The sequence below is a fragment of the Pseudomonas sp. Irchel 3H7 genome, from assembly GCF_900187605.1.
Taxonomy (GTDB): Bacteria; Pseudomonadota; Gammaproteobacteria; order Pseudomonadales; family Pseudomonadaceae; genus Aquipseudomonas.
Genome location: NZ_FYEA01000004.1, coordinates 59,547 through 74,635, shown reverse-complemented (window position 1 = coordinate 74,635; position 15,089 = coordinate 59,547). Strand labels below are relative to the sequence as shown.

Here is a 15,089-nt window from a genome sequence, read left to right as displayed (position 1 = left end):
TCAGCGCGCCTCTCCCTTAAGGTAGGGCGCGAATAGACAACCGGCCGGCCCAAGCTCATTTGGGACACGACCCAAGACGGACGCCTATGAACCCGAATTTTCTAGATTTCGAACAGCCGATCGCCGACCTGCAAGCCAAGATCGAAGAGTTGCGCTTGGTCGGTAATGACAATTCGCTGAATATCGGCGATGAGATCTCCCGCCTGCAGGACAAAAGCAAAACGCTGACCGAAGACATCTTCGGCAAGCTGACCAGCTGGCAGATCGCACGCCTGGCGCGTCACCCGAAACGCCCGTACACCCTCGACTACATCGAGCACATCTTCACCGAGTTCGACGAACTGCACGGCGACCGTCACTTCTCTGACGACGCGGCCATCGTTGGCGGCATCGCCCGTCTGGAAGACCAGCCGGTGATGGTCATCGGTCACCAGAAGGGCCGTGAAGTGCGCGAGAAGGTACGCCGCAACTTCGGTATGCCGCGTCCGGAAGGCTACCGCAAGGCTTGCCGCCTGATGGAAATGGCCGAGCGTTTCAAAATGCCGATCCTGACCTTCATCGACACCCCGGGCGCCTACCCGGGTATCGACGCTGAAGAGCGCAACCAGAGCGAAGCAATTGCCTGGAACCTGCGCGTGATGTCGCGCCTGAAAACGCCGATCATCGCTACCGTTATCGGTGAGGGTGGTTCCGGTGGTGCACTGGCGATCGGCGTCTGCGATCAGCTGAACATGCTGCAATACTCGACTTACGCGGTGATCTCGCCGGAAGGTTGCGCTTCGATTCTGTGGAAAACCGCGGAAAAGGCGCCGGATGCGGCTGAAGCGATGGGCATTACTGCCGAGCGTCTGAAAGGTCTGGGCATTGTCGACAAGGTGATTGGCGAGCCACTGGGCGGCGCTCACCGTGACCCTGCGGCTGCGGCGGCTTCGATCCGTGCCGAACTGAGCTCGCAACTGGCGATGCTGAAGAAGTTCGATAACGAAGCGCTGTTGAAGCGTCGTTATGATCGACTGATGAGCTACGGTCTCTAAGTCGAACGCAGTCCCCCTGTAGGAGTGAGCCTGCTCGCGATCGCGGTGTAACATTCAACCAATGTGTTGGCTGTCACTCCGCGATCGCGAGCAGGCTCACTCCTACATTTGTTTTGGGGCAAAGAGTTAGATATGGGTCCGTCCATGATTGATTTGCCTTCCCGGCTGTTGCTCAACCTTGAGCCTTGGCGCAATGCCGCTCATTGGCGCATCGCCTTCTCTGGTGGTCTCGATTCCACCGTCCTGCTGCATCTGCTTGCCTCTCTGGCAAAATCTGAATCCCTCCCTGCGCTAAGCGCTGTTCATATCCATCACGGCCTACAGGCTGCGGCTGATGCGTGGCCACAACACTGCCAGTCTGTCTGCGATGCGCTGGGGGTGCAGTTGCTGATTGAACGCGTGACGGTGCAAGCGGGCGCAAGCTTGGAGCGCGCGGCCCGGGATGCGCGGTACGCCGTGTTCGGTTCACTGACGCAAGCCAATGACGTGTTGCTTACTGGCCAGCATCGCGATGATCAGGCGGAAACGCTGCTGTTCCGGTTATTACGTGGCGCCGGTGTGCGCGGATTGTCCGGGATGCCGACGCAGCGGCCAGTGGGGCAGGGCACGCTGGTTCGTCCGTTGCTGGAAATCTCCCGGGCCGAACTGGAAGCGTATGCGCAGGCTCATCAATTGCGCTGGATTGAAGACCCATCGAATGAGGATCGGCAATTCTCGCGCAACTATCTGCGCCATCAGGTCATGCCGCTGCTGACCGGGCGCTGGCCGCAAGCGCAGGCGAGCATGGCCCGCAGCGCTGCGCATCTGCGAGAGGCGCAGGGGCTGCTCGACGAACTGGCGCAGATCGATCTGGCGCCAGCCGCGACTGCTCATGATTTTGCATGGCTGGGTTTGCCGTCGCTGGAACTGGCGCCCCTCGCCGCACTGTCCGCGGCCCGCCAACGAAACGCGATCAGCCATTGGCTCGAGCCCTCCACACAACTGCCCGATAGTGACCATTGGTCGGGATGGACGGATCTGTGCGCGGCCGCTCACGATGCTTCACCCGTCTGGCGGCTGGCTGAGGGCGAGCTGCACCGTAGCGCCGGTCGAGTGTGGTGGCTGAGCGGCAACTGGTTGCGCACGCCAGTGATCGGTGCCGACTGGCAAGCGCCGTCGTCAGCGCTACGCTTGGCCGATAATGGCCGTGTCATGTTCAGCGGGCAGGCGCCTTCCGGGCCTTTGCAGATTCGCTATCGTCAGGGCGGCGAAGTCATGCACCTGGCGGATCGCGGTCACCGCGATCTCAAGCGCCTGCTCAATGAGCGCGCGGTACCGGGCTTCGTCCGTGGCAGATTGCCGCTGCTGTTTCGCGGTGATGAATTGCTCGCGGCGGCGAACCTGCCGGGACTTGATGGACCTGTGCAGGGCGGCTGGAAATTGCATTGGCTGCCAACAGACGAAGATCAAGGTTTGAGCTGAAAGGAGCATTCCGGTAGACTACGCTCCCTTCTTGATACAACTTCTGTGGATTCGCCTGAATTGCAGGAGTTGCCGATTACCAAGCAGTCTTTGCTGGGCGATTCCAAAAAATGTGTAGCGAGCAACGTACCGGTGTTTCACCTGCCGGTCTGTCCCAACGCGGCGGTTTTTTTGAAAGGTGCACTGTGATTAATGCAGGTGATCGGGGGCTTCGGCCTTCCTTCGCTTTCCCCGGCGGCTCGTACCGCTTTAACGCAGACTTCTAGGGTTTTTCATGACGCGCTACATATTCGTCACGGGCGGTGTTGTTTCTTCATTGGGGAAAGGCATTGCATCGGCTTCATTGGCAGCCATCCTGGAGGCGCGGGGACTTAAGGTCACCATGCTGAAGCTGGATCCGTACATCAACGTCGATCCGGGCACGATGAGCCCGTTCCAGCACGGTGAAGTGTTCGTCACCCACGACGGCGCCGAGACCGACCTGGACCTGGGCCACTACGAGCGGTTCATCCGCACGACCATGACCCAGAACAACAACTTCACCACCGGCCGTGTCTACGAACACGTGCTGCGCAAAGAGCGCCGTGGTGACTACCTGGGTGCGACCATCCAGGTGATCCCGCACATCACTGACGAAATCAAGCGCCGCATCATCAAAGGTGCCGGTGACGCTGACGTGGCGATGGTTGAAATCGGTGGCACCGTCGGTGACATCGAGTCGCAACCGTTCCTCGAAGCCATCCGTCAACTGCGTTTCGAAGTCGGCGCCAAGCGCGCGATGCTGATGCACCTGACGCTGGTGCCGTACATCGCCACCGCTGGCGAAACCAAGACCAAACCAACTCAGCACTCGGTAAAAGAGCTGCGTTCGATCGGTCTGCAGCCGGACGTGCTGGTGTGCCGTTCCGATCACCCGATCGACATCTCGTCGCGTCGCAAGATTGCCCAGTTCACCAACGTTGAAGAGCGTGCGGTAATTGCGCTGGAAGACGCCGACACCATCTACAAGATCCCGGGCATCCTGCACTCGCAGGGTCTGGACGATTTCGTCGTTGAGCGTTTCGGTCTGCAATGCGGTAGCGCTGATCTGTCCGAGTGGGAAGCGGTGGTTGATGCCAAGCTGAACCCGGAACACGAAGTGACCATCGCCATGGTCGGCAAGTACATGGAGCTGCTGGACGCCTACAAATCGCTGATCGAAGCGATGAGTCATGCCGGCATCAGCAACCGCACCAAGGTCAACCTGCGCTACATCGACTCCGAAGACATCGAAAACCAGGGCACTGCGCTGCTCGAAGGTGTCGACGCGATCCTCGTACCGGGCGGCTTCGGTCTGCGTGGCGTGGAAGGCAAGATCACTGCCGTTCAGTACGCTCGCGAAAACAAGGTTCCATACCTGGGTATCTGCCTCGGTATGCAAGTGGCGGTCATCGAGTTCGCCCGTAACGTGATGGGCTGGAAAGACGCCAACTCCACCGAGTTCGATCGCGCCAGCGGTCATCCGGTTGTCGGTCTGATCACCGAGTGGGAAGACGCGACCGGTGCCGTTGAAGTGCGTACCGAATCGTCTGATCTGGGCGGCACCATGCGTCTCGGCGCTCAGGACTGCCTGCTCGAAGCCGGCTCCAAGGTGCACGACTGCTACGGCAAGGATGTGATCGTCGAGCGTCACCGTCACCGTTACGAAGTGAACAACAACCTGCTGCCACAACTGATCGAAGCCGGCCTGAAAATCTCCGGTCGCTCCGCTGACGCGGCGCTGGTTGAAGTGGTTGAAGCGGCCGATCACCCTTGGTTCGTCGCTTGCCAGTTCCACCCTGAGTTCACCTCGACACCACGCGATGGCCATCCGCTGTTCAGCGGTTTTGTCAAAGCAGCGTTGGCTCAACACCAGAAGAAGGCTTAATCCCGATGGCACAGAAGATCATCCGCGTCGGCGACATCGAAATTGCCAACGACAAACCCATGGTGCTGTTCGGCGGCATGAACGTGCTGGAAAGCCGTGACATGGCCATGCAGGTTTGCGAAGAGTACGTGAAAGTCACCGAGAAACTCGGTATCCCTTACGTGTTCAAGGCCAGTTTCGACAAGGCCAACCGTTCTTCTGTGACCTCCTATCGCGGTCCTGGCCTGGAAGAGGGCATGCGCATCTTCCAGGACATCAAACAAGCCTTTGGCGTACCGATCATCACCGACGTCCACGAGCCTGAACAGGCCGCGGTCGTCGCTGAGGTCTGCGACATCATCCAGCTACCGGCCTTCCTGTCGCGCCAGACCGATCTGGTCGTCGCGATGGCCAAGACCAATGCTGTGATCAACATCAAGAAAGCCCAGTTCCTCGCGCCTCAGGAAATGAAACACATCCTGAACAAGTGCGTGGAAGCGGGTAACGATCAATTGATCCTCTGCGAGCGTGGTTCGAGCTTCGGCTACAACAACCTCGTGGTCGACATGCTCGGCTTCGGCATCATGAAGCAGTTCGAGTACCCGGTATTCTTCGACGTGACCCACGCGCTGCAAATGCCGGGTGGTCGTGCCGACTCCGCAGGCGGTCGCCGTGCACAGGTTCTGGATCTGGCCAAGGCGGGCATGAGCCAGTCGCTGGCGGGTCTGTTCCTCGAAGCGCATCCGGATCCGGACAACGCCAAATGCGACGGCCCTTGCGCCTTGCGTCTGGACAAACTGGAGCCATTCCTGGCCCAGCTCAAAGCTTTGGACGAACTGGTGAAGAGTTTTCCGACGGTAGAAACCGCGTAAGCCTCAATTCTCCGGTAAAGTACCGCACGATTTGTCGCTCATGCCCTCGGGCATGAGCGTTATCGTCTGCAAGTCTGCCCGCTGCACACCCCTTGCCGACGGTAAAAAGATTTCCTCTAGCTGCGTCGTTTTCGTCAACTTTGGAGTGTTTACAACAATGGCAAAAATCGTCGACATCAAAGGTCGTGAAGTTCTCGACTCCCGTGGCAATCCCACCGTGGAAGCGGACGTGCTTCTCGACAACGGCATCATCGGCAGCGCTTGCGCGCCGTCCGGTGCATCCACTGGCTCGCGTGAAGCGCTCGAGCTGCGTGATGGCGACAAGAGCCGTTACCTGGGCAAGGGCGTGCTCAAAGCGGTAGCCAACATCAACGGTCCGATCCGCGATCTGCTGCTGGGCACCGACCCAAGCGACCAGAAAGCCCTGGATCACGCGATGATCAAGCTCGACGGTACCGAAAACAAGGCAACTCTGGGCGCCAACGCCATCCTCGCTGTGTCTCTGGCTGCGGCCAAGGCTGCTGCGCAGGACCAGGACCTGCCGCTGTACGCACACATCGCCAACCTCAACGGCACTCCGGGTGTTTACTCGATGCCGGTACCGATGATGAACATCATCAACGGTGGCGAGCACGCCGATAACAACGTCGACATCCAGGAATTCATGGTGCAGCCGGTTGGCGCCAAGTCGTTCTCGGAAGGTCTGCGCATGGGCACCGAGATTTTCCATCACTTGAAAGCTGTGCTGAAGGCTCGTGGCCTGAGCACTGCCGTTGGCGACGAAGGCGGTTTCGCACCGAACCTGGCGTCCAACGAAGACGCGCTGAAAGTAATCTCCGAAGCTGTGGCCAATGCCGGTTACAAACTGGGCACCGACGTGACTCTGGCTCTGGACTGCGCGGCCAGCGAATTCTACGAAGACGGCAAGTACAACCTGTCCGGCGAAGGCCAGGTGTTCACCGCTGAAGGTTTCGCTGACTACCTGAAAGGCCTGACTGAACGTTACCCGATCATCTCGATCGAAGACGGTCTGGACGAGTCCGACTGGGCTGGCTGGAAAATCCTCACCGACAAGATCGGCGAGAAGGTTCAATTGGTGGGCGACGACCTGTTCGTGACCAACACCAAGATCCTTAAAGAGGGCATCGATAAAAACATTGCCAACTCGATCCTGATCAAGTTCAACCAGATCGGCACCCTGACCGAAACCCTGGAAGCCATCCAGATGGCCAAGGCAGCCGGTTACACCGCAGTGATCTCGCACCGTTCCGGCGAAACCGAAGATTCGACCATTGCCGACCTGGCTGTGGGTACTTCGGCTGGCCAGATCAAGACCGGTTCGCTGTGCCGTTCCGACCGCGTTTCCAAGTACAACCAACTGCTGCGTATCGAAGAGCAGTTGAATGGCAAGGCCAAGTACAACGGTCGCAGCGAGTTTCGCGGCTAAGTACAAATCGATGGAAGGACACCGGATTGTGTCGAAAAAGTCGTGACAGCGATGGATTTGCCACTAATCTGATGCCTTAACAGCACAAGCCTGGGTCTTCCAGGCTTCGTGCTATCAGATGCTTCAAAGTTTTGGCGTGGCTGTCTTTTTTCACTGGATACCTGATATTCGATGCGCAGTCCTTACTGGTTGTTTCTCGTTTTGCTCTTGCTACTGGCCGGTCTGCAATACCGCCTGTGGGTGGGCAATGGCAGTCTGGCGCAAGTTGCCGAGCTGAATCAGCAGATTGCTGATCAACATGCCGAGAACGAAGGTTTGCTGGAGCGTAATCGCGTGATGGACGCTGAAGTCAGTGAGTTGAAAAAGGGCATGGAGACCGTTGAAGAGCGGGCTCGTCACGAACTGGGCATGGTCAAGGACGGCGAAACCCTTTACCAGTTGGCCCAATGATCAATTCCCTGCCGGCCTTCTGGGCCGTGATTCCTGCCGCGGGCGTCGGTGCCCGAATGGCCGCGGACCGTCCCAAGCAATATCTGCAATTGGGCGGGCGCACAATTCTCGAACACAGCCTCGGCTGTTTCCTCGATCACCCAAGCCTTAAAGGACTGGTGGTCAGTCTTGCGGTTGATGATCCTTACTGGCCGAACCTGGCGTGCGTCAGCGATCCGCGCATTCAGCGGGTTGAAGGCGGGGCCGAGCGTTCTGGTTCGGTGCTCAATGCCTTGCTGCACTTGCATGCGCAGGGTGCCGATGATGAAGATTGGGTGCTGGTGCACGATGCGGCACGACCGAATCTGAGTCGCGAAGATCTCGACAAGTTACTCGATGAACTGGCGGATGATCCGGTCGGCGGTTTGCTCGCCGTCCCTGCGCGCGACACGTTGAAGCGCGTCGACAAGCAAGGTCGGGTGTTGGAAACCGTCGATCGCAGCGTGATCTGGCAGGCGTATACGCCGCAGATGTTTCGCCTCGGCGCGTTGCATCGGGCGTTGGCGGACAGTCTGGTGGCGGATGCGCTGATTACTGATGAAGCTTCGGCGATGGAGTGGGCCGGTCTCAAGCCGCGACTGATTGAAGGGCGGGCGGATAACCTCAAGGTGACCCGGCCTGAAGATCTCGAATGGTTGCGTCAGCGTTGGGCGAATCGCCGCTAAAAGATCAAAAGATCGCAGCCTTCGGCAGCTCCTACATGGGTTCGCATGCCTTTGTAGGAGCTGCCGAAGGCCGCGATCTTTTGCTTTTCAACCTCGATATTCCGGCCGCTCAGCCAATCCCTCCTTCAAAAAATCCACCAACTTGCGCACCTTCGGCGACAAATGCCGCTGCTGCGGATACAGCGCCCACACCGCCGTGTTCGGTGGCTGGTGCGCCTCCAGCAAGGAAATCAACGCGCCACTGTGCAGATGCTCCAGCACGTAATAGTCCGGCAACTGACACAGCCCAACCCCCTGCAACGCCGCATCCAGCACTGCTTGCCCACTGTTGCAGCGCCAGTTGCCCTGCACCCGTTGGGAAAACTCCCGGCCGTTTTGCTCAAGCTGCCAGATGTCCGAGCTGCCGATCAGGCAATTATGTCGGCTCAATTCCGACAGGCTGTGTGGGCGGCCGTACCGCTCAACGTAGGACGGTGAAGCGCAGAGAAACATTCGCCGTGGCGCCAGGCGTGTCGCGACCAGCCGCGAGTCCTGCAAGCGACCGAGACGAATCGCCAGGTCCAATCCTTCATGCACCAGGTCGAGTTGGCGATTGCTCAGTTCGATATCGATGCGCAGCTGCGGATAAAGCCCCATGAACCGCGTTACCAGCGGCACGATAAAGCGTTCGCCGTAAGCCACGGCACAGGTCATGCGCAGCATGCCTTTCGGCTCACTGGTCAGGTCGCCCACCGCACGCAAGGCTTCTTCGCGACCATCCTGCAAGCGTTGGCAATGTTGCAGAAAGGTCTGCCCGGCCTCGGTCAGTGTCACGCGCCGGGTACTGCGATAGAGCAGACGCGTCTGCAAACGCTCTTCGAGTCGGACGATTTGGCGACTGATGTGCGAGGACGAAACCCCAAGACGTTCGGCAGCGGCGGTGAACTGGCTGCATTCGGCGACGGCGACGAACTCGTCGATGCCTTCCCAGCGGTTTTCGGACATGGGGATTATCCCTGTATGGCAATAATGTTTTGCTTTTGTCCGGATTATTCATCGTAAAGCCATGTATTACACTCCTTGTCTGGTTTTTTATTCATTGGATTCACTGGAGAGTCAGCATGATCAAGTCGCGCGCCGCCGTTGCCTTCGAGGCCAAGAAGCCGCTGGAAATCGTAGAAGTCGATGTCGCCATGCCCAAGGCCGGCGAAGTGTTGCTGCGCGTGGTGGCTTCCGGGGTTTGCCACACTGACGCCTACACCCTGTCCGGTGCTGATCCGGAAGGCATCTTTCCGTCGATCCTTGGCCACGAAGGTGGCGCGATCGTTGAAGCCATCGGCGAGGGCGTAACCTCGGTTGCGGTGGGCGATCACGTGATTCCGCTGTACACCCCGGAATGCGGCCAGTGCAAATTCTGTAAGTCGGGCAAGACCAACCTGTGTCAGGCAATTCGCGCCACTCAGGGTAAAGGTTTGATGCCGGACGGCACTTCGCGCTTTTCCTACAAGGGCGAAACGATTTTCCACTACATGGGCACTTCGACGTTCTCGGAATACACCGTGTTGCCGGAAATATCCGTGGCCAAGATCTCCAAGGACGCGCCACTGGAAAAGGTTTGCCTGCTGGGCTGCGGCGTCACCACCGGTATCGGCGCAGTGCTCAACACCGCCAAGGTCAAACCGGGTGACACCGTGGCCATCTTCGGTCTCGGCGGCATCGGTCTGTCAGCGGTGATCGGCGCGGTGAAAGCCAAGGCTGCGCGCATCATTGCCATCGACATCAATCCGGCCAAGTTCGAAATCGCCAAGCAACTCGGTGCAACCGACTGCGTAAACCCGAAAGACTTCGATCGTCCGATCCAGGAAGTGATCGTCGACATGACCGATGGCGGCGTCGACTTCTCCTTCGAATGCATCGGCAACGTGCAACTGATGCGCGCCGCCCTTGAGTGCTGCCACAAAGGTTGGGGCGAGTCGGTGATCATCGGTGTGGCCGGTGCCGGCCAGGAAATCGCGACCCGTCCGTTCCAGTTGGTGACCGGTCGCGTCTGGCGCGGTTCGGCGTTCGGCGGCGTGCGCGGTCGTACCGAGTTGCCAAGCTACGTCGACATGGCCCAGAGCGGCGAAATCCCGCTGGATACGTTCATCACCCACACCATGGGCCTGGAAGACATCAACAAAGCGTTCGATCTGATGCACGAAGGCAAGAGCATTCGTACCGTCATTCATTTCTGATCAATCGTGGCGACATGGCTACAAGTCTTGAAGGCTTGTGGTCGTGATCACGTAGGAGTCTTCATATGAATCTGGAAAACATCTCCTGTCAGAAGAGTTTCGGCGGTTGGCACAAGCGCTATCGCCATCGCTCTGACGTGCTCGGTTGCGACATGGTGTTCGCCGTCTACCTGCCACCGCAGGCTGAGCAGGGCGGCAAGCTGCCAGTGCTGTATTGGTTGTCAGGCCTGACCTGCACCGATGAGAACTTCATGCAGAAGGCCGGCGCGATGCGCATGGCTGCCGAACTGGGTTTGATCATTGTAGCGCCGGACACCAGCCCGCGCGGCCCCGATGTCCCGGGTGATCCGGACAACGCTTGGGATTTCGGCCTTGGCGCCGGGTTCTATCTGAATGCCACCCAGGAACCTTGGTCGCGCCACTATCGGATGCATGACTATGTCGTGCAGGAATTGCCTTCACTGGTTGAAGCGCATTTCCCCGCTTCGGACAAACGCAGCATCAGCGGCCACTCCATGGGCGGTCACGGTGCGTTGGTCTGCGCATTGCGCAACCCTGGTCGCTATCAATCGGTGTCGGCGTTCTCGCCGATCAACAACCCGATGGATTGCCCATGGGGGCAAAAGGCGTTCTCCCGTTACTTGGGCGAAGATCGTTCGAAGTGGAAAGAGTGGGATGCCTGTGCGCTGATCGCCGAGGCCCACGAAAAACTGCCGCTGCTGGTCGATCAGGGTGATCGCGACGACTTCCTCGCCACTCAGCTCAAACCCGAAGCCTTGCAACAAGCAGCAAAACAAGCGGGCCATCCGCTGACATTGCGCCTGCAACCGGGCTACGACCACAGCTATTTCTTCATCTCAAGCTTTATAGACGACCACTTGCAGCATCACGCACGCGCCCTGCGCGGTTAATGCAGGTAGAATCACGCCCTGACAAAAATCGGGGCGTTTTTTTTATGCGTATTGGCCACGGCTATGATGTGCACCGTTTCGCTGAAGGCGATTTCATTACTCTGGGCGGCGTGCGTATCGCACACAGCTTCGGGCTGCTCGCTCATTCCGACGGTGACGTTTTGCTGCACGCCTTGAGCGATGCCTTGCTCGGCGCTGCGGCGCTGGGTGATATCGGCAAACACTTCCCGGACACCGACCCGCAATTCAAGGGCGCCGACAGCCGTGCGCTGCTGCGTCATGTGGTCGCGCTGATCCATGCCAAGGGCTGGAAAGTCGGCAACGTCGACAACACCATCGTTGCCCAGGCGCCGAAAATGGCCCCGCATATCGAATCGATGCGCGCGCTGATCGCGGCGGATCTTCAAGTTGAGTTGGATCAAGTGAACGTGAAAGCTACCACCACCGAAAAGCTTGGCTTTGTCGGTCGCGAAGAAGGCATCGCCGTGCACTCCGTTGCCTTGTTGCTGCGCGCATGAATGAACTGCAATTGCTCGGCCCGCGTGCCTATGGCGAAGCTCTCGGCAGCGCGATACTAAAAGCCATCGCCGAAGATTTTCAGGTCGATGAAGTGCTCGACATCCCGTTCAGCGGCGACGGCGAGCACTTGTGGATCTGGGTCGAAAAACGCGGCCTCAACACTGAAGAAGCCGCACGACGTATTGCCAAGGCTGCCGGCGTGCCGTTGCGCACCGTCAGCTATGCCGGGCTGAAGGATCGTCAGGCGCTGACCCGTCAGTGGTTCAGCGTGCAACTGCCGGGCAAGGCCGATCCGGATCTGTCAGCGGCGGAAAACGACACGCTGAAGATCCTCAAGACCACCCGGCACAAGCGTAAGCTGCAACGCGGTGCGCATTCGGCCAACGGTTTTACCTTGCGCCTGACTCAGTTCACTGGCGACAAAGACGCGATTGAACAGCGTCTGCAACTGATCGCCAAACAGGGCATTCCCAATTATTTCGGCGCCCAGCGTTTCGGCCATGACGGCGGCAACGTCGTTGATGCGCGTGCGTGGGCGGCGCGCAAGGCTTTGCCGGAGCAGCGCAATGTGCGCTCGCGCCTGCTCTCGACCGCGCGCAGTTTTCTGTTCAACAAAGTGCTGGCGGCGCGTGTTGCCGATGGTACTTGGCAAAAAGCTCAGGTCGGCGATCTGCTGGCGTTCACCGACAGCCGCAGTTTTTTCCCGGCCGGAGAAGCTGAATGCAGCGACCCGCGTCTGGCGATTCTCGATCTGCATCCGACCGGTCCACAGTGGGGCGAAGGTGACTCGCCGACCGCAGGCGTTGTCCATGAACTGGAGCAGGGGATCGCCGCCGATGAAGCAGAGCTGCGCGATTGGTTGGTTCATGCCGGCATGAGCCACGAACGTCGCATCCTGCGGCTGCCCATTGGCGGGTTGACGTGGCATTATCCCCAGCCTGACATTCTGCAACTGGAATTCGTCCTCCCGGCCGGATGCTTCGCCACCGTATTGGTGCGCGAACTCGTTGATCTGGTGCCGGTGGGGCAGACGGACAGCCCATGCGTATTCTGATTTCTAACGACGATGGGGTAACCGCACCCGGTCTTGCCGCGCTCTATGCTGCGCTGGCGGATTACACCGAGTGCGTGGTTATCGCCCCGGAGCAGGACAAAAGCGGCGCCAGCAGTTCGCTGACGCTCGACCGTCCGCTGCACCCGCAATACCTTGCCAACGGCTTTATCAGCCTCAACGGCACACCGACCGACTGCGTGCACCTGGGCCTGAACGGCCTGCTGGAACGCGAGGCGGACATGGTGGTTTCCGGCATCAACCTCGGCGCCAACCTTGGCGACGATGTGCTGTATTCCGGGACAGTGGCGGCCGCCCTCGAGGGACGTTTTCTCGGGCGTCCGTCGTTCGCTTTTTCGCTGGTCTCGCGGCAAGTGGATAATCTGCCGACGGCGGCGTACTTTGCGCGCAAACTGGTCGAGGCCCATGCCGGGCTCGATCTGCCGCCGCGCACGGTGCTCAACGTGAACATTCCCAATCTGCCCATTGATCACATTCGTGGTATCCAGCTGACCCGACTCGGCCATCGCGCCCGTGCGGCGGCGCCGATGAAAGTGGTCGATCCGCGTGGCAAGGCCGGTTACTGGATTGCTGCCGCCGGCGATGCCGAGGATGGCGGCCCCGGCACCGACTTTCATGCGGTGATGCAAGGTTTTGTCTCCATCACGCCCTTGCAGCTTGATCGCACCTTCAATGACGCCTTCAGAAGTCTCGATGGCTGGCTGGAGGGACTGCGCTGATGGCCCGTGAACACGAAGACAGGCTGCGCAGCGGTATCGGCATGACCTCGCAGCGTACCCGCGAGCGTCTGATCCAGCGCCTGTACGAAGAGGGCGTGTCCAACGCCAAGGTGTTGGAAGTGATTCGGCGTACGCCGCGTCATCTGTTCGTCGATGAAGCGCTGGCACATCGCGCTTACGAGGACACGGCGCTGCCGATCGGCAATAACCAGACCATTTCCCAGCCTTATATGGTGGCGCGCATGAGCGAGCTGCTGTTGGAGGCGGGACCGCTGGATAAAGTGCTGGAGATCGGCACTGGTTCCGGTTACCAGACCGCTGTGTTGTCGCAACTGGTCGAGCGAGTGTTCTCGGTCGAGCGGATCAAGGTCCTGCAGGACCGGGCCAAGGAACGTCTGGTTGAACTGAACCTGCGCAATGTGGTGTTCCGCTGGGGCGATGGCTGGGAAGGCTGGCCGGCGCTGGCGCCGTATAACGGCATTATCGTCACCGCCGTGGCCACCGATGTTCCGCAAGCCTTGCTCGACCAATTGGCTCCGGGCGGGCGCATGGTGATTCCGGTGGGTTCCGGAGAAGTGCAGCAATTGTTGCTGATCGTGCGTGAGGAAAACGGCTTTTCCCGGCATGTTCTGGGGGCTGTTCGTTTCGTGCCGTTGCTCAATGGGCCGCTTGCCTGAGCATTTGTTTACGCACGCTGAATTCCTTTCGTTCGCCTGTGTCTTACTCCGGCAGCGATGGTTTAAACGCAGCAGATTGTCAGCTTGCAAACGTGTGCGCGAAGCGATTTCGCTTCATTAAAGGTAAAGCCGATCCGGCCCGTTATACTTGCGACACCTCATGCCGACATCCGGCATTTCACATTTTTCAGCCACCACAAAGGGAGCGGCGGGTGAGTCTCACAGTCATTGCGCAGCGTATGGGTAACACTAGCTTTCAGCGCCTGGTGACTGGCCTTGTCTTGAGCACCTTGCTGGTCGGTTGCTCCAGCACCAAATCGAGCAATGTGCGGGTGGTCGATCGCAATAATGCGGTGGCCCAGCGTCCTACCGTGACGACCGGACAGTATGTAGTCCGTCCCGGCGATACGATGTTTTCGATCGCGTTTCGCTACGGCTGGGACTACAAAGCCCTCGCGGCCCGGAACAATATTCCTACGCCGTACACGATCCATCCGGGTCAGACGATTCGCTTCGATGGCCGCACCGGTTCAACGCCGACGGCGGTGGTCGGCAACAGCAGTTCTTCGCCTTCTTCTTCGAGTAAAACCACGGTAATCCGGCGCCAGGCAAATGGCACGACGACCACCACAACCACCGGTTCTACTGGCGGTTCTGCGGGTGTTGCACCGTCCGTCGCCAACAAGCAAGCGCCCGCACCACTGCCTCCGGCAGGCCCGGCCCCGACCGGCTGGGGATGGCCATCTAATGGCATTCTGATTGGAAAATTCTCTTCAAACGGTAGTTTGAATAAAGGAATTGATATCGCCGGAGATTTGGGACAGCCTGTTTTAGCTGCGTCTGATGGGACGGTGGTATACGCCGGGAGTGGCTTAAGGGGCTACGGCGAATTAGTCATCATCAAACACAGCGAAACCTACGTCAGTGCCTACGGACATAACCGCAGGCTGTTGGTTCGGGAGGGACAGCAGGTCAAGGTCGGACAGACAATTGCCGAAATGGGGTCAACGGGTACAGACCGGGTGAAACTGCATTTTGAGATTCGCCGCCAAGGTAAACCTGTGGATCCGCTGCAGTTCCTGCCAAGACGTTGATTTGTAAGCCAGCCTGTTCCGTCACGTAGAG

General features: G+C 59.1%; 15 protein-coding genes. 14 read left to right on the top strand and 1 reads right to left on the bottom strand.

Translation table 11 applies throughout. The annotated features are described in order from the left end of the window. Window positions 1-86: 86 nt before the first annotated feature. The 7 genes from CKW38_RS08870 (at window position 87) to ispD (ending at window position 7,853) form a co-directional block, all read left to right on the top strand. Window positions 87-1,034: an acetyl-CoA carboxylase carboxyltransferase subunit alpha gene (locus CKW38_RS08870; protein ID WP_007908843.1), complete on the top strand. Its 948-nt coding sequence runs from the start codon at window positions 87-89 to the stop codon at window positions 1,032-1,034. Between the two features lie 132 nt (window positions 1,035-1,166). Next, a complete protein-coding gene (tilS, locus tag CKW38_RS08865) occupies window positions 1,167-2,495 on the top strand; it encodes a tRNA lysidine(34) synthetase TilS (protein WP_095112509.1) in 1,329 nt (442 codons plus the stop codon). A 274-nt stretch (window positions 2,496-2,769) separates the two neighbouring features. Further along, window positions 2,770-4,401, top strand: a complete 1,632-nt coding sequence (locus tag CKW38_RS08860) for a CTP synthase (protein ID WP_007908841.1) — start codon at window positions 2,770-2,772, stop codon at window positions 4,399-4,401. 5 nt (window positions 4,402-4,406) lie between these two features. Continuing rightward, a complete protein-coding gene (kdsA, locus tag CKW38_RS08855) occupies window positions 4,407-5,252 on the top strand; it encodes a 3-deoxy-8-phosphooctulonate synthase (protein ID WP_007908840.1) in 846 nt (281 codons plus the stop codon). 157 nt (window positions 5,253-5,409) lie between these two features. Further along, window positions 5,410-6,699, top strand: coding sequence for a phosphopyruvate hydratase (gene eno, locus CKW38_RS08850; protein WP_007908839.1), 1,290 nt, complete (start codon window positions 5,410-5,412; stop codon window positions 6,697-6,699). 171 nt (window positions 6,700-6,870) lie between these two features. Further along, window positions 6,871-7,149, top strand: a complete 279-nt coding sequence (gene ftsB, locus CKW38_RS08845; RefSeq protein WP_007908838.1) for a cell division protein FtsB — start codon at window positions 6,871-6,873, stop codon at window positions 7,147-7,149. Then, window positions 7,146-7,853 carry a 2-C-methyl-D-erythritol 4-phosphate cytidylyltransferase gene (gene ispD, locus CKW38_RS08840; protein WP_095112507.1) on the top strand — a complete coding sequence of 236 codons (708 nt, stop codon included), beginning with the start codon at window positions 7,146-7,148 and terminating at the stop codon, window positions 7,851-7,853. The genes ftsB and ispD overlap by 4 nt, the downstream gene beginning before the upstream one ends. Before the next feature lie 87 nt (window positions 7,854-7,940). On the opposite strand, the gene CKW38_RS08835 is transcribed toward ispD, so the two are convergent. Then, a complete protein-coding gene (locus CKW38_RS08835; RefSeq protein ID WP_007908836.1) occupies window positions 7,941-8,837 on the bottom strand; it encodes a LysR substrate-binding domain-containing protein in 897 nt (298 codons plus the stop codon). A gap of 116 nt (window positions 8,838-8,953) precedes the next feature. Here CKW38_RS08835 and CKW38_RS08830 point away from each other — a divergent pair, with 116 nt between their 5' ends. From CKW38_RS08830 to CKW38_RS08800, 7 genes are all read left to right on the top strand, one after another. Beyond that, window positions 8,954-10,066, top strand: a complete 1,113-nt coding sequence (locus tag CKW38_RS08830) for an S-(hydroxymethyl)glutathione dehydrogenase/class III alcohol dehydrogenase (protein WP_007908835.1) — start codon at window positions 8,954-8,956, stop codon at window positions 10,064-10,066. A 65-nt stretch (window positions 10,067-10,131) separates the two neighbouring features. Then, on the top strand, window positions 10,132-10,977 hold the full coding sequence (gene fghA / locus CKW38_RS08825) for an S-formylglutathione hydrolase (protein WP_095112506.1): 846 nt from the start codon (window positions 10,132-10,134) through the stop codon (window positions 10,975-10,977). Between the two features lie 44 nt (window positions 10,978-11,021). Then, window positions 11,022-11,495, top strand: coding sequence for a 2-C-methyl-D-erythritol 2,4-cyclodiphosphate synthase (gene ispF, locus CKW38_RS08820; RefSeq protein ID WP_034149878.1), 474 nt, complete (start codon window positions 11,022-11,024; stop codon window positions 11,493-11,495). Beyond that, window positions 11,492-12,550: a tRNA pseudouridine(13) synthase TruD gene (gene truD, locus CKW38_RS08815; RefSeq protein ID WP_007908832.1), complete on the top strand. Its 1,059-nt coding sequence runs from the start codon at window positions 11,492-11,494 to the stop codon at window positions 12,548-12,550. The genes ispF and truD overlap by 4 nt, the downstream gene beginning before the upstream one ends. Further along, window positions 12,538-13,287 carry a 5'/3'-nucleotidase SurE gene (gene surE / locus CKW38_RS08810; protein WP_095112505.1) on the top strand — a complete coding sequence of 250 codons (750 nt, stop codon included), beginning with the start codon at window positions 12,538-12,540 and terminating at the stop codon, window positions 13,285-13,287. Before truD ends, surE begins: the two co-directional genes overlap by 13 nt. A gap of 41 nt (window positions 13,288-13,328) precedes the next feature. Next, a complete protein-coding gene (locus CKW38_RS08805) occupies window positions 13,329-13,964 on the top strand; it encodes a protein-L-isoaspartate(D-aspartate) O-methyltransferase (protein ID WP_171057346.1) in 636 nt (211 codons plus the stop codon). A gap of 212 nt (window positions 13,965-14,176) precedes the next feature. Continuing rightward, complete coding sequence (locus CKW38_RS08800; RefSeq protein ID WP_007908829.1) at window positions 14,177-15,058, top strand: peptidoglycan DD-metalloendopeptidase family protein; 882 nt, start codon at window positions 14,177-14,179, stop codon at window positions 15,056-15,058. The last annotated feature ends 31 nt before the right edge of the window (window positions 15,059-15,089 follow it).